Raw genomic sequence first — 13,647 nt, 5'->3', positions numbered from 1 at the left:
CCCTCCCGGGATGCCTTGTATTGGATGGATCGTCTGCCCCCTAGCTCCCATCCGGAGAAACCCACGTGCCGGCAGGCGCCGACACGTGGGCGGGACCTCAGGGCTGTGCGCCGTTGCGCTCGACGTCGTAGCGGGCCTGTGCGCGGACCGCCTTTTCCGACATGGACAGGTTGGGGGAGGGATCCTCCCGCATCAACTCCAGCAGACGCCGCGACACGGCATCGTCCTGCGCGAACATCTGCCGCGCGTTGTCCGCGCCCAGGTAGGTGGCGCGCAGGGACTGCAGGGCATTGAGCTGCGCCAGGCCTTCTTCCGGCATCAGCGGCGCCTGGTCCGGGGGAAACGCTTGCCGCTGCGCCTCCTGATAGCTCGCGAACTGGCTCAGCAGTTGCCGCGCCTGGGCCGCGGCCGCTGCCGGCAAGCCGGACAGTTGCGCTTCCAGGGCGGCCGTCTGTGCCGCGCCTTGATACAGCGCCAGCAAGGACTCCAGTTCCAGCCTCAGGGTCTGGTCGGTCACGAGCTGACCCCGCGCGTCGACCCGGAAGGGCCGCGGACGGGGGCCGCCCGAGCCGTCCGGATCACCGGCGCTGGTGGCGGCCATCGCAGCCAGCTCCGTCGCGGACAGACCCGCAGTCCCGCCGGCATTCCCGGCGGTACCGGGCGCGCCAGGCGTCCCCGGCGTCTGACTCCAGGGGAACTGCTGACTCGCAACGACCGGCTCCGACGAAGACGCATCCGCCATCCAGGCATACAGCCCGGCGGCGCCCAGCCCTGCGATCAGGGCCAGGCCGAAGATGCGCCAGCCTTTTCCACGTTTGTGCGGATGCGGCATGGCGGACCTCCATCAGTACGGGCAGTTCTGGCTGTAGCGGTCGAACACTGCGGCCGTGGCATAGGCCTGATGTTCTGCGCCGCACAGGAAGGTGGAATAGCGGGTGTCGCCGTCGACGAAGCGCTTCATCCAGGTCACCCCATACCGGCCGATCGGCGTGTTCACGCCGCTGGTCGGTGTCGAGTGGTTGGCCATGTTGAGCTCGCCATAGGCCTTGCGGACCGTGCTGGGCAGGCTTGCGTAGAAGGGCCGCGCATGGGAGGACACCGGCGCCACCACATCCCCGTCGGCGCCAACGATCAGCGTCGGCACCTGCACGCCGCTGAAGTTGGTGCTGAGGTTCCACGGAGTCAGCGGCAGGATGGCCTTGAGACTGGGGTTGTTCTGCGCGGCAATCAGCGACCCGCCGCCGCCCATCGAATGGCCGCCGACGGCACGACGGTTGGGGTCGACGCGGCTGCGCACCGTGCTGTTGGCGCTGTTGGCCACATAGTTCAAGGCGGCGATCAGCTGCGTCGCGCGGCTGGCCGGTTGATCCAGGGTGCTGTTGGTGTTGATCGTCACCACCACGAAGCCGTGGGTGGCCAGGCGACGGCCCAGCCAGGCGACACTGGTCTGCGTCGCCGTGAAGCCCGGGCTCAGCGCCACGACGCCGTACTGCCCGGCAGTGGTGGGATAGTAGATGGTGCCGCCGCCGAAACCGACCGGCGACGTCACCGTCGACGTGCTGACCGCAAACGGACCGGCCGTGGCATTGAGGCTGGCGGAAGTGGGATCGGGGCCCGTCTGCTGCGCCCATCCGCTGCTGGCGGACAGTGACAGGACGGCCGAAGCCGCCAGGGCGCAGGCGCGCGCATGGCGACGCCAGAGGGTCGTGAAGTGCATGTTGTCTCCCTGTTCAGTGACATGGTTCGCCGCCGCGTCCTGTCTGCACAAGGGTCGGGCAGGGGAGGCCGGTCCCACGGTGCAAGCGGAGCCGGGCGCACAGCGGCCGGGAGAGTCTAGAAACCGCGCGCCGCAATGCCTTGTATCGGAATGACCTGACCCCCCTAGATTCACATGCGGGGAAACCCACCCGGCCAACAGCGGCATCCGGCGTGTCACCGGCGCTGCATGGGGCGGCGCTGTAGAGTGGGGTCATCTTCGTTACATCACGGAGGGCCGTCACGGCGTCCCTCCTCTGGAATGACCATGAGTGCACCGCATTACCCCGATACCCAGCTGCTGATCGCCAACGAATGGGTGGACGCCACCAGCGGCCGCAAGATCGATGTGCGCAATCCGGCCACGGGTCAGGTGATTGGCACGGTCGCGCATGCGGGCCAGGAAGACCTGGACCGTGCGCTGACCGCCGCCCGCCAGGGTTTTGAAGCGTGGCGCGACGTGCCTGCGCACGAACGTGCGGCGACCATGCGCCGCGCCGCTGCCCTGCTGCGAGAGCGTGCGCCCGAGATTGCCCGCCTGCTCACGCAGGAGCAGGGCAAGCCGCTGGCGGAAGCCAAGGGCGAAGTGCTGGCGGGCGCCGACATCATTGAATGGTTCGCGGATGAAGGCCGCCGGGTGTATGGACGCATCGTGCCCTCGCGCAATCTGGCAGCGCAGCAACTGGTGATCAAGGAGCCGGTCGGACCGGTGGCGGCGTTCACGCCGTGGAACTTCCCGGTCAATCAGATCGTGCGCAAGCTCGGCGCGGCCCTGGCCACCGGATGCTCCTTCCTGGTGAAGGCGCCGGAAGAAACGCCCGCGTCGCCCGCGGCGCTGCTCAAGACCTTCGTTGATGCCGGCGTGCCTGCAGGGACGGTCGGCCTGGTGTTTGGCGACCCCGCGGAGATTTCCAGCTATCTCATCCCGCATCCGATCATCCGCAAGGTCACCTTCACCGGCTCCACCCCGGTGGGCAAGCAGCTGGCGTCGCTGGCCGGTGCGCACATGAAGCGGGTGACGATGGAGCTGGGCGGGCACGCCCCGGTGATCGTCGCGGACGATGCGGATGTCGCCGTGGCGGTGAAGGCCGCGGGTGGCGCGAAGTTCCGCAATGCGGGTCAGGTGTGCATTTCCCCGACCCGTTTCCTGGTGCACAACAGCATCAAGGCCGCGTTCACCGAAGCGCTGGTGGCGCATGCGCAGGGTCTGAAGCTCGGCGACGGCCTGGCCGAAGGCACGACGCTCGGCCCGCTGGCCAACGAGCGCCGGGTGGCGGCGATGGCCAAGATCGTGGCGGATGCCCGTCAGCGCGGCGCTCGCATTGCAGCGGGCGGTGAGCGCGTGGGCGATGCAGGCAACTTCTTCGCCCCGACGGTGCTGGCCGATGTGCCGCTGGACGCCTCGGTGTTCAATGACGAGCCGTTTGGGCCGATCGCTGCCATCCGCGGTTTCGACTCGCTGGAAGAAGCCATCGCTGAAGCCAACCGCCTGCCGTTCGGACTGGCGGGTTATGCCTTCACCCGGTCCATCAAGAACGCCCATCTGCTGTCGCAGCGGGTGGAAGTGGGCATGCTCTGGATCAACCAGCCCGCCACGCCGTCCGCCGAGATGCCGTTTGGCGGGGTGAAGGATTCCGGCTATGGGTCCGAGGGTGGGCCGGAAGCGCTGGAGGCCTACCTCAACACCAAGGCGGTGTCGATTCTGGGCGTGTAAGCCCGAGGTTTGCGCAATCCGTGATGAGCGCGGGGGCGGGCAGGGAACCGCCCCGTCGGGTCCGGGGGACTAGGAGGCACTGCACTGCGGCGGCCTCCGCCCCTTGGATCATGAACTTTCCCTGTACCTCCTGCGGTGCCTGCTGCCGCCATCTGCCGTCGCATTCCGTGCTCAACACGGGGGATGGCACCTGCATGCATCTGGACGCCGCAACCCAGCGCTGCGCGGTGTACGCCGAGCGCCCGCTCATCTGCCGAATCGACGAGCTGTATCAACAGCGACTGTCCAGACAGCTCACGCCGCGGGTCTACTACCTGGTTCAGGCGGCCGGGTGCGTGGCGCTGGACGCCAGCAATCGCGAGGTCCCGCAGGCGGTGATGCAGGCGCTGGCAGACGAGCAGGGCGGCGCATGGCCCGCCCCACTGTCCGATGAAGAGATGAATGCGGGGCTGCAGACGGTGCTGACGGTTGCCGCGCCACTGGTCGCCCGGATGTGATCCGGCATGGACGTGCGGCATGGACGTGCGGCATGGACCTGTGGCATGGGCAGCGGCGGGGCATTCCCTTCGAGCGTGCTTCCGCAGCTTCCTGCGCAGATCCCTGCACAGATCCCCGCGCTGGACGCGCCTGTGGGTCAGTTGTGGGTCAGTTGTGGGTCCGTCGCGGGCGGCGACGGGTGACGCCGACCACCAGACCCAGCCCTGCGATCATCAACGCACAGGTCGTCGGCTCCGGTACGGCGGTCACCTCTTGAGCGGACAGTCCGCTCAGGTGCACGATCGCCGAGCCGCCTTCGCTGTCCACCGAGCGCAGGCTCCATGCGAAGCTGCTGCCCGCGATCAGGTTCAGCGATTGCCGCCCGCCTTGCGTCTCAAGAAAGCTCAGCCCCTCCTGGCTCAGTGGGGTGAACACACCATTGAGCGTATAGCCGAAGACATCAAAGCTGCTGCTCATGTCCTGCGTTTCATAGTGCCAGTCAAAAGCCAGCTGCGTGTCCCGGGTCACCGTCAGCCCATAGCTCAGCCAGGACTCGACGGGCGTCGCGTCGATCAGGCTGAAGTCGGACGACGTCATCGTCACCGTGTCCGGCATGGCCAGAATCGAGCCATTGCCGCCATGGGTGTTGATGGTCGTCCAGTGGCTGTTGTCATAGTCACCGGTGAGCGCGGCCACCGCGGGGGTGGAAAGGCCAAGGGTCATCAGCGCCGTGGCTGTCGCGGCCAGTGCGCCGCGGCTGAACATATGGGTCATTGGGGCAGGGTCTGAGGAGTGAAGATGGAACCGGCGAGATCGGCGTCGGTGAAGGCAAACACAAACCACTGGTTCGGGTTGGCCAGGCCGTCGGCGGTGACCGGGAGGAAGTCGTTGTCATTGGCGATGTAGAGCGTGTGCTTGAGCACGCCATCCACCACGATGTCCGGACCGAAAGCCAGACCTTCCAGCTTGGCCGGAATCTGTTTGGCAGCCATGCCGTAACCAGTGAGGCTGGAGACAATGTCCAGGAACAGCGTTTTCTTTACCGCCAGCGGCAGCAGCGTGGCTTCGCCTTGCAGGCCGCTCACATCGTCAGCGCCCGCCAGATCGATCTTGTAGACCCGCTTGACCACTGCTTTTGAGCCATCGCCACGGCCTTTGCCATCGCGCTCCAGCACCAGCAGCTCATGGCTGTTCAGAGCCAGAAGCTCGCTGCTGCCGTAGGTCTTTCCGGTATCGGCCAGATAGTTGTCGTAAGCAAATTGGCGCACCCGGCCAGTGGCCAGCTCCACCTGCACGATGCGGTTGACGCGGGCGCCGTCGCCGCCATCCTGGGCCAGGGCGCTTTGCATGAACCCCCACAGCACCGTGCCGTCGGGCGAGATCGCCAACCCTTCCATGCCCTTGTTGGCCACACGTCCGACGGCGTTGCCCGCGATCTCGTCGCTGCCTCGCGCCGACTTCACCGCCACGGTCAGTTCCGGGGGCAGGCGCAAGGTCCGCACGCGTTGGCCGGTGGCCCGGTTGAAGATGTAGAGGTCGGGGCCGTATTCGTCAGACAGATAGACGTTGAGTCCGTTGGCGGAGAGGCGAATGCCTTCCGGGTCCAGCCGCCCATCATTCACATCGCCGGACGTGGTGTCGGCGGCGAAGTTGTCCGATCGGCCGCTGAAGTAGAACCGGGTCGCCGTATTGGCCGCAGGAACTGCGGGGAATCCGCCGACTGTCTGCCCATAGGTGAGCGGCGTGCGGGAATAGAGCAGGGTGGTCGACACCAGGCGCGGTGTGAGGGTGAAAGGCAGACCGGTGGTGCGATCCGGCGTGGCTTGGAGAGCCAGGTTCAGGGTGTGAAAGCGGGGGATGTAACTGGTGGTGTCGTCCAGGGTGCTGTTCCAGGCGGTGGCATTGGGACCACGGTCCGGCACCGAAAGGAAGGTGCTGCCTCCAGCCCAGGCGAGACCCGATCCGAGGCCGCCCAGGAGATCGCCCCGAGTGCCGTTTTCCAGGGCGCCGGACTGTCCCGAGAAATCAGAACCGGCGCCGTCCAGTGCGCCGATCGCGATGAGCTGGGGAGCAGCCTGTGCGGACGCGGCCAGCGACAGGCTCAGCGCCGTGACGCGCCAGGCGGCCGACCACCGGCGGGCAGCCCCCACGAGTCGGCCGGGACGGAACAGGCGGGCAGAGCCCAGAGCACGAGAGGCAAGCGTCATGGTGCGACATTGCTGCAATGGAAAGCTCGCATGTTCAACATGGGCCGTGACGGTTCCGTGACGCCTCGCCCCCCGGGTTCAGGGGCGACGAAGCCGCTCGCAGGTCTTTAGTCATACGGTGTTTCGCTGCGTCGCCCCTATCATCCGCAATGGTTTCGCTGAGGCCGATCGGACCGCGTTCAGAGGCCGCGGCTATCAGTTGGACACAGGGCTTGCCATTGGTTTCCGACCTTGCCGCTCTTGTGCGAAATCGCGCCGGTAACCTGCCGGGTTGTCCCTTTTTGACCTGACTCAGCCGCCTCCGAGAGCCGCCTGCGAGATGCTTCACACACCGCCCTGGGTGCGCTTTCATGATGCTGGCCGATTGCATTTCCGCTGGGAAGATGCGGTGCTGAGCACACGCGACCTGGGCAATGAAACCCAGGCGCAACCAGTCTTGCGGACGGCACAGCGGATTGAGCCCCGGGCGCGTCTCGCGCTGGCCATTGCGCTGACGGAATGGATCGTCTGGCGCTTCGACGGACTGCATACCCGCACGGAGCCCAGCGCGTACCTGGAAGCCGCCTGGTGCGCCACGGCGGACCCGCGATACCTGCGCGCCTTTGAATTGCTTCGTGCCGACTGGCGCGGTCCGGTGGAGGGCCCGCTGTGGTGCGCGCTGACCCAGTTGGGTCACGCCATCACCCGGGGCGTGGACTTCCCCCGGCATCTCTTCGATGCGCTGTCCTATCTGACCCGACTGGCGGTGCATGTGCAGCCATCCGCCGGCCCGCTGTCCGCCTGGCTGCCGCTGGTGCTGGACCGGCTGGCGCTGGTGTATCCCGCGGCGCAGGAAGATCCGCTGGTGGCGGACCTGTTCGCCCACGACTCCGCCGCACGACTCGGTCGCTGGGTGCCGCGGGAGGTGTTCGATCTGGCGATTCCGTTTGATGGCAATACCGGCCGGGCGTTTCTGGAGTCGGTGCTGGCGACGGCCCAATGGGAGGACAACCCGTTCCTCCGAACACCGGGCGAACTCCGGGCCGGGCGATTTCAGGGCAAGCCGTACGAGCTGGTGCGCTTGAGCGGTCGCTGACCGGCAGGGCCAGAAGGCGAGGGCGTCAAGACCCTGAGGTGGACATGGGAGCGCCAATTGCCGCCTACTGGCATCGGAGTTCACCCAGTCCGGGGCGCCTCACCATGAAACACCTCAGCACTGCCGCGCTTGCAATGTCTGTGGCTGTCGTTGCTGCTGCGGCCATCGCGCAGACGCGGCCGCCGGAACCGGCCGCTGCCGCCACGGCGTCGACGGCGGCTCCGGCAGCTACCCAAGCACCGCCCAGCCGTCGGCAGTCCGGCACCGTGGGCGCGAGCCCGGATGCCGCGCCGACGCCCAATCCGCAGGCGTCCGAGGTGGAAACCTCGCCGCTGCCAGCCCCCAACCCGACAGCTTCCGCGCCGCTGCGGTCCTCGCCGTCGGTGGGCGGAGGACAGAGCGAGGCCGCTGAGGCGGGCCGACCTGCGCCGGCCCCGGGCGAACGGCGCCTGGCGCGCAGACACGATCGCAACTGACGCCGGACCGGAAGCGTCGTCCGCAGCGCGGCCCGGAACACTGCTTGAAGCGCTGCGGTCGCCTCCGAATCGGCACCAGCTGCTGCTTCCTCCAGCGCTTCGCGCCGGCACAGCGACGCCTGTCGCCCGGTCACCAGACGCTATAGTCGCGGCCCTCGATGCCACGTGGTCCACGGCCGCGCCGGCTCCTTCGCGCTGCGCGCTCGTTGCTGTCTGAATCATGTCTCTTGCCGACGTCCGTGCGGCCTTGCAGGCCGAGTTGTCGGCCACGCCCGAGTTCTACGATTTCAAGGTGTTGCACACCGAACGTGAAGGGTCCCTCTGGCGGGTGACCCTGGAGCCGGGCTACGTCTATGCGGAGGGCCAACGTCCAGGACAGACGTCCGCGCAGGCGCTACTGGACGACAGCCTCGACGGCGCCTCGGCCTGGTGGGGCCTGCCGAGCAAAGGCGGCGCCAGCGTACTGGCCGTCGTGCCGGAAGAAGACCAACTGGTGCTGCAGAACGCCTCCGCCCCGCCGCCCGGGCCGGACCACCTGATCCGCCTCTATCCGCCCCGGTTCCTGAATGCAGTGGCCGATGCCTGGGCCGACACGCCCTGGGCGGAGCAGGCGCTGGCCGCGCTGCCGGATCTGCAGCATCCCGACGCCTCCGAGGCCGGCGAGCCGCTGACCGGCGCTCCGTTCCGCTGGCTGAGGCCGGCGCAGCGCCAGGCCTTGTCGCTGGTGCAGTACACCAGCGCCTTTCTCTGGGGGCCGCCGGGCACCGGCAAAACGACCACGCTCGGCGTGCTCCTCGCCGAATACCTGGAGCGCCGGCCGCAGGCGCGGGTGCTGCTGCTGTCCACCACCAACCAGGCGGTGGATGTCGCCACCGTCGCGGTGGACAAGGCCCTGCACAAAGGCCGTCGCGAGGCCTTGCGCCCATTCGTGCAACGTCTGGGCACGCGCTTTGATGCGGCCGCTTACGCCGGCCGCGAGCATCTCATCCCGACGGGCGACCATGACCTGATCGCCCGATTGGCCCGCGCTGAAGCCGCCCGTCCCGCCGCCCGCGACGCTGCGGCGCTCAAAGCCTGGGCCGACCGGGTGGCTGATTTGCGCGATGACCTGCGGGCCTCATCCCTCAAGGTGCTGCAGCGTTGCCGACTCGCCAGCATGACCACCACACGGGCCGCCTTCACCCTCAAGACGCTGCGCGAGCTGTCGACCGATGGCGAACCGCCGTTCGACCTGATCGTGTTTGATGAGGCCAGCCAAGTGAGCCTGGCGCATGCGCTGATCCTGATGCCGCTGGGGCGTGCCCGCCTGTTTGCCGGCGACCCCCAGCAGCTGTCGCCCGTGCTGCGCAGCACCGACCGCGAGGCGCGGCGCTGGCTCGGCCGCTCCGCCTTTGCGCAGATGCCGCGGCGGGCGCCGTCGGTGGCGATGCTGGACGAGCAGTCCCGCATGGCCGCGCCCATCGGGGATCTGGTCAGCGACCTGTTCTACGACGGCGTCCTGCGGGTGGCCGAGGTCGCGCAGCACTCGCCCGACTGGCGCGCCGCGCGGGAACGGACGTTTGGCGCCATCGGTCCGGACGAGCACGTGCATGTGCACCCGGTGTCCCGCGATGGCGGCTGGTCCGCCGATGCCCGGGGACCCGTGCGGCGGGAATCGGCCGAGGCGGCAGCGACCGCCGTGGCGGCGGCCTTGCACAGCGGTGACTGGGCACCCAAGGACATCATCGTGCTGACGCCGTTCCGGGCCCAGCGCGCATTGATCCGGCACTGCATGCAGGCGCACGGGGTGCCGGACGCCGTCCGGGTGAGCACCGTGCACCGGGCGCAGGGCAGTGAGGCCCCGGTGGTGCTGTTTGATCCGGCCGATGGGCGGCAGCCGTTCCTTCAGACGGAAGAAGCGCAGCGGCTGATCAACGTGGCCTTGAGTCGCGCCCAGGCGAAGGTGGTGCTGTACCTGTCCGCGGGTGACCTGACCAATCCGCTGCTGGCGCCCATCGTGCAGCGTCAGCGGCTGGCGCAGGATGCGCGCGCGGTGGTGCCGCTGGCGAGCCTGGCGGCCGAACGTGGGTTTCCTGGGAATGCGGTCGGGCGGCGGGTGTCGGCCGGTCGTGTGACCGGAGAGGTGGCGGGCGTCAGCCCGGACGGGCTGCAGCTGTGGCTGATCAACGAACGCACCGGCATCCGTCAGACGCTGGATGTCGCCTTCTGGCGTCAGCGGGCGAGGGCGGTCGACGGGCCTGTGGCACAGTAGGCCTTTGACCGGGCCGCCGAAGCGGCAGGGGTCGACAATCACCCGTTTTCAGGACCATTCATGGCGCTGCATACCTGGCTGATCTACCTCCTGGCCGTCGTGGGCCTGTCCTTCACGCCGGGCCCCAACAGCCTGCTGGTGTTGAGCCACGGCGCCTTGTATGGACATCGGCGCGCCAGCTTCACTGTGCTCGGTGGCGCGGTCGGATTCGTGTCGCTGATCGGGTTGTCCATGCTGGGCATCAGCGCCTTGCTGCAGACGATTTCTGGTGCGCTCACGGCGCTCAAGGTCATCGGTGGCTTGTATCTCTGCTGGCTCGGCTTCAAGCTGTGGCGCGCGCCGGCCATTGACCTCTCGCCGGTGGCCGCCGGCCGCAAGGCGGACGCGGCCCGCTGGACGCTCTTCCGCCAAGGGCTCTTTGCGGCTGTCTCCAATCCGAAGGTGCTGCTGTTCTACGGCGCTTTCCTGCCGCAGTTCATTGACCCGTCCGGTAGCCTCTGGGTGCAGTTCCTCTGGATGGCCGGGACCTTCGCGCTGGTGGAAGGCCTGGTGGAGTACGGGCTGGTGCGGCTGGCTTTCCGCATCCGGCCCTGGTTGCAGAAGACCGGGCGTCAGTTCAACCGCGCCTGCGGTGGCATGTTTGGCGTGCTGGGCATGGCCTTGCCCTTCACGCGTTGAGGCGCCTCAGGGGCAAGGTGATTCCCCATGATTCGTCGCAAGGGTCTCTGGACTGGCTGGCAGGTGGCAATTGCCATCATTTCGAAAGATCCATCGAAACGACATCATGAGTGAGCTTCTCGAAGGCGGCTGCGATTGCGGCCGAGTGCGGTACCGGCTGCTGTCCGCGCCGATGATCGTCCATTGCTGCCATTGCCGGTGGTGCCAGCGCGGATCGGGCGCGTCCTTTGCATTGAACGCGGTGGTCGAAGCGGACCGCGTGGAGTGTCTAGGCGAGACGCCGGAGCTGGTCGACACGCCGTCCGCCAGCGGCGCCGGACAGCAGATTGCGCGTTGCCCACAATGCCGCGTGGCCGTGTGGAGCCATTACGCCGGATCGGGCCCGGTGACCCGTTTTGTGCGAGTCGGCACGCTGGATGAGCCGGATCGATGCCCGCCGGACGTTCACATCTTCACCAGCAGCAAGCAGCCCTGGGTGACGCTGCCGGCGGATGCGCGCGTCTTCGCCGAGTTCTACAAGCCGGCGGAGGTCTGGACCGCCGAGGCGCGCGCCCGCTGGGCGGCGCTGGCGCCGCAGATCAAGGCCTACCGCGAGTCCCTGGCAGCGGCGCAGGCCGCAGGTTGATTCGCGGACCCGTTGCGGGAGGAGCGGACAGTCTCTCCGGCCCTAACGGATCGGCGCAAAGACGCTGGACCCCGGCAACAGGGACGATGACGATGATGTCGACGGGGAAGGCGAGGGCCCGCCGCCACTCTCCAGCGGCCCCGCAGCCGGCGCGGGCAGCGGCCAGCCTTCATGCTGTGCCACGCGCTCCAGCGCGTCTTCAAACCTTGCACGGGCCTCCGCTGCCGTCTGCTTCAAGTACGCGTGCAGCGCCGCATCCGCCGGGCCGCGGTTTTCGCATTTGGCGCTGTAGGTCTCGAAATGCGAGAGCTGCATCAGCAGCTCGGCCACATGCCGCGGGCATTCACAAGCGACCGTTGACGATCGATTCGCAAAGGCCACCAGGCTGGCATCGTCCCAGCGACGCGACGAGCGCGGTGCCGGTGTCGCGATCTCCGCCTCGGCGGTGACCTCCGGTTCTTCCCCGGTCTCCAAGGCGAACTGCCGCAACCATTGGCCGATCACCACATCCGGCTGGGGCTCGCGGAGCAGGGTCGTGCCCACTGCCGCCAGTGATTCACAGACCGCATCCGCAGCGAAGACATAGAGCACCGCCATTGGCGTGCCCATCAGCTTGGGCGCGGCGGCTTCCTGCTCGGCCAGCCAGCCGGCGTGTAGGTGGGGCTGATGAATCAGCAGTGCGTCGACATCGTCCCGGTGCACCGCTTCGCCGGCTTGCGCCATGGAGTCGAACGGGCCGATCCATTCGACGCTGCGGCCCAGTCGACGCCGCAGCGAAGGACGCTCCAGCCGGGCCCCCAGCGCGGCGCCGATGACGGCCACTCGCCACGGGCGCTGCGAGGAGGACTGCCCGCGCGGCCCGTGTTCCTTGCGGGTGGCCACCGACATGGCGCCGACGTGGGTGGCGGCCACCGCTTCCAGCTGCGCCATGTCCAGCGGAGCAAGGCTGCCGATGGCGTGACCCAGTTCAGTGAGTTGCTTGATCAGGGCGAGTCGCCGCACGTCATCGGCGGAATACAGGCGCTGTCCACCGGCCGACCAGCGAGGCGGTGTCAGGGCATATCGGCGCTCCCAAACCCGCAGGGTGGCGACCGGCATGCGCAGCATGCGCGCTACCGCGCCGCTGCGACGCAGGGAGACGTCTTCTTCGGAACTGGCAGTGAGGGGCGTCAGCGATGGCGTGGGATCGGACATATCGTCCTCCTTTTGACTCGCATTAAAGGTGATCTATGCGGCGATTATGGGGTCATTGAAGCGTTTTGCGGCGTCGAAACCTTTAGCATTGACTCATGTTGACACACAAAACCGCTTCAATCGCTGTCGTGGGCGCCGGGTTGGCGGGGTCCGCGTGCGCCAGAGCGCTTCGCCAGGCCGGCCACCGGGTCCAGGTCTTCGATAAAGCGCGTGGGCCCGGCGGACGACTGGCCACCCGGCGGTTTGAGTGGCTCCGGGAGGACGGCGCCCCCGGTCGCGCCCGCCTGGACCATGGCGCGCTGGGCTTCACCGCAGGCAGCGAGGCCTTCCAGGACTTTCTTCGGGAGATGCAGGGGTTGGGCGTTGTGACGCCCTGGGTGCCGGACCTGGCCCCTGACAGCCTGCCGCTGGAACGGGAGGGTCCGCTGCTGGTGGCCACTCCGGACATGCCGGCGCTATGCAGGCAACTGCTGGCCGGCATGGGCACGCAGTGGAGTGCGCAGGTCGACCGGCTGACCCGTGATGAGACGGGGTGGCAACTTCACGTTGGCGATCAGGCGGTGGCCGAGACCTTCGATGTGGTGGTGCTCGCCATCCCGCCGGCGCAGGCGGCCGTGTTGCTGAACGGCCTGCGCGACGATTGGGCGCGTTATGCGTCGCTCGTTCCGATGCAGCCCTGCTGGACCTTGATGGGCGTCGCCGCCGTGGAGGCGCAGGATGCCGCGCGGGAATCCCAATGGTCGCTCGCGCGACCGGAAACCGGTCCGCTGGCCTGGGTGATGCGCAACGACCGTCGGCCGGGGCGCAGCGCTGATGCTGGCCAGGCGCAATGGGTGGTGCATGCGAGGGCGGGGTGGAGTCGGCTCAATCTGGAGCAGGATGCCGACTGGGTGAAGCACCAGCTGAGCACCGCGCTGGAGGTGGTGCTGGGACACCGCGTGCGCTGGCTGCATTCGGTGGTGCATCGATGGCGCTATGCCTTGCCGCCGATGTCCCGCACGCCGGCACATCCGCAACCGCCGGCACCGCATCACTGGTGGGACGAGCGAATGGGGCTGGGCGTCTGCGGCGATCTTTTCACCGGACACGGCATGGATGGCGTGGAGGGCGCCTATCTGTCTGCGCTTGCGTTGGTGGATGCGATGCGTGGATCGTTACCGACGTCCACTCCGCAGCCAAGCGCTGCCGTTTGAAG

Annotated in this window: 13 protein-coding genes; 8 read left to right on the top strand and 5 right to left on the bottom strand. The window is 67.9% G+C overall.

Annotated elements, in window-relative coordinates:
- Positions 1 to 97: 97 nt before the first annotated feature.
- Together FHS28_RS02700 and FHS28_RS02695 are read right to left on the bottom strand one after the other, a co-directional pair.
- Positions 98 to 832: a lipase secretion chaperone gene (locus tag FHS28_RS02700; protein WP_088449208.1), complete on the bottom strand. Its 735-nt coding sequence runs from the start codon at positions 830 to 832 to the stop codon at positions 98 to 100.
- A 12-nt stretch (positions 833 to 844) separates the two neighbouring features.
- Positions 845 to 1,717, bottom strand: coding sequence for a poly(ethylene terephthalate) hydrolase family protein (locus FHS28_RS02695; protein WP_088449209.1), 873 nt, complete (start codon positions 1,715 to 1,717; stop codon positions 845 to 847).
- Between the two features lie 306 nt (positions 1,718 to 2,023).
- Here FHS28_RS02695 and FHS28_RS02690 point away from each other — a divergent pair, with 306 nt between their 5' ends.
- On the top strand, positions 2,024 to 3,469 hold the full coding sequence (locus tag FHS28_RS02690; RefSeq protein WP_088449731.1) for an NAD-dependent succinate-semialdehyde dehydrogenase: 1,446 nt from the start codon (positions 2,024 to 2,026) through the stop codon (positions 3,467 to 3,469).
- A 194-nt stretch (positions 3,470 to 3,663) separates the two neighbouring features.
- Positions 3,664 to 3,966: a YkgJ family cysteine cluster protein gene (locus FHS28_RS02685; RefSeq protein ID WP_184294049.1), complete on the top strand. Its 303-nt coding sequence runs from the start codon at positions 3,664 to 3,666 to the stop codon at positions 3,964 to 3,966.
- A 148-nt stretch (positions 3,967 to 4,114) separates the two neighbouring features.
- Here FHS28_RS02685 and FHS28_RS02680 read toward each other — a convergent pair whose 3' ends face one another.
- A complete protein-coding gene (locus tag FHS28_RS02680) occupies positions 4,115 to 4,720 on the bottom strand; it encodes a PEP-CTERM sorting domain-containing protein (RefSeq protein ID WP_088449211.1) in 606 nt (201 codons plus the stop codon).
- The gene (locus tag FHS28_RS02675) at positions 4,717 to 6,153 is read right to left on the bottom strand and encodes an esterase-like activity of phytase family protein (RefSeq protein WP_088449212.1); all 1,437 of its coding nucleotides are present in this window, start codon (positions 6,151 to 6,153) and stop codon (positions 4,717 to 4,719) included. The genes FHS28_RS02680 and FHS28_RS02675 overlap by 4 nt, the downstream gene beginning before the upstream one ends.
- 319 nt (positions 6,154 to 6,472) lie before the next feature.
- On the opposite strand from FHS28_RS02675, the gene FHS28_RS02670 reads away from it, so the two are divergent.
- The 5 genes from FHS28_RS02670 to FHS28_RS02650 all read left to right on the top strand — a co-directional run bounded on the left by FHS28_RS02670 (position 6,473) and on the right by FHS28_RS02650 (position 11,258).
- A complete protein-coding gene (locus FHS28_RS02670; RefSeq protein WP_088449213.1) occupies positions 6,473 to 7,228 on the top strand; it encodes a hypothetical protein in 756 nt (251 codons plus the stop codon).
- Positions 7,229 to 7,362: 134 nt separating this feature from the next.
- Entirely contained in the window at positions 7,363 to 7,704 is a 342-nt protein-coding gene (locus tag FHS28_RS02665) for a hypothetical protein (RefSeq protein WP_088449214.1), read from the top strand.
- A gap of 220 nt (positions 7,705 to 7,924) precedes the next feature.
- On the top strand, positions 7,925 to 9,955 hold the full coding sequence (locus FHS28_RS02660) for a DEAD/DEAH box helicase (RefSeq protein WP_088449215.1): 2,031 nt from the start codon (positions 7,925 to 7,927) through the stop codon (positions 9,953 to 9,955).
- 60 nt (positions 9,956 to 10,015) lie between these two features.
- Positions 10,016 to 10,633 (top strand): LysE family translocator, encoded by a 618-nt coding sequence (locus FHS28_RS02655; RefSeq protein WP_088449216.1) that lies wholly within the window; start codon positions 10,016 to 10,018, stop codon positions 10,631 to 10,633.
- 106 nt (positions 10,634 to 10,739) lie between these two features.
- A complete protein-coding gene (locus FHS28_RS02650) occupies positions 10,740 to 11,258 on the top strand; it encodes a GFA family protein (RefSeq protein WP_088449217.1) in 519 nt (172 codons plus the stop codon).
- Positions 11,259 to 11,300: 42 nt separating this feature from the next.
- Here the strand turns inward: FHS28_RS02650 and FHS28_RS02645 are convergent, their stop codons facing one another.
- The gene (locus FHS28_RS02645) at positions 11,301 to 12,452 is read right to left on the bottom strand and encodes a MerR family transcriptional regulator (protein WP_088449218.1); all 1,152 of its coding nucleotides are present in this window, start codon (positions 12,450 to 12,452) and stop codon (positions 11,301 to 11,303) included.
- 95 nt (positions 12,453 to 12,547) lie between these two features.
- Here FHS28_RS02645 and FHS28_RS02640 point away from each other — a divergent pair, with 95 nt between their 5' ends.
- Positions 12,548 to 13,645, top strand: a complete 1,098-nt coding sequence (locus tag FHS28_RS02640) for an NAD(P)/FAD-dependent oxidoreductase (protein WP_088449219.1) — start codon at positions 12,548 to 12,550, stop codon at positions 13,643 to 13,645.
- Positions 13,646 to 13,647 lie beyond the last annotated feature (2 nt).

Origin of the sequence: Roseateles terrae (assembly GCF_014192155.1) — a bacterium.
GTDB lineage: Bacteria > Pseudomonadota > Gammaproteobacteria > Burkholderiales > Burkholderiaceae_C > Roseateles > Roseateles terrae.
The sequence above is the reverse complement of the archived record's forward strand: the minus strand, read 5'-3'. Positions and strand labels throughout refer to the sequence as shown.

Coding starts and splice junctions, on each gene's coding strand:
- FHS28_RS02665 (WP_088449214.1), top strand. CDS start 7,363: ATGTCTGTGGCTGTCGTTGCTGCTGCGGCCATCGCGCAGACGCGGCCG.
- FHS28_RS02680 (WP_088449211.1), bottom strand. CDS start 4,720: ATGACCCATATGTTCAGCCGCGGCGCACTGGCCGCGACAGCCACGGCG.
- FHS28_RS02660 (WP_088449215.1), top strand. CDS start 7,925: ATGTCTCTTGCCGACGTCCGTGCGGCCTTGCAGGCCGAGTTGTCGGCC.
- FHS28_RS02695 (WP_088449209.1), bottom strand. CDS start 1,717: ATGCACTTCACGACCCTCTGGCGTCGCCATGCGCGCGCCTGCGCCCTG.
- FHS28_RS02640 (WP_088449219.1), top strand. CDS start 12,548: ATGTTGACACACAAAACCGCTTCAATCGCTGTCGTGGGCGCCGGGTTG.
- FHS28_RS02685 (WP_184294049.1), top strand. CDS start 3,664: ATGCATCTGGACGCCGCAACCCAGCGCTGCGCGGTGTACGCCGAGCGC.
- FHS28_RS02675 (WP_088449212.1), bottom strand. CDS start 6,153: ATGACGCTTGCCTCTCGTGCTCTGGGCTCTGCCCGCCTGTTCCGTCCC.
- FHS28_RS02670 (WP_088449213.1), top strand. CDS start 6,473: ATGCTTCACACACCGCCCTGGGTGCGCTTTCATGATGCTGGCCGATTG.
- FHS28_RS02655 (WP_088449216.1), top strand. CDS start 10,016: ATGGCGCTGCATACCTGGCTGATCTACCTCCTGGCCGTCGTGGGCCTG.
- FHS28_RS02645 (WP_088449218.1), bottom strand. CDS start 12,452: ATGTCCGATCCCACGCCATCGCTGACGCCCCTCACTGCCAGTTCCGAA.
- FHS28_RS02650 (WP_088449217.1), top strand. CDS start 10,740: ATGAGTGAGCTTCTCGAAGGCGGCTGCGATTGCGGCCGAGTGCGGTAC.
- FHS28_RS02700 (WP_088449208.1), bottom strand. CDS start 832: ATGCCGCATCCGCACAAACGTGGAAAAGGCTGGCGCATCTTCGGCCTG.
- FHS28_RS02690 (WP_088449731.1), top strand. CDS start 2,024: ATGAGTGCACCGCATTACCCCGATACCCAGCTGCTGATCGCCAACGAA.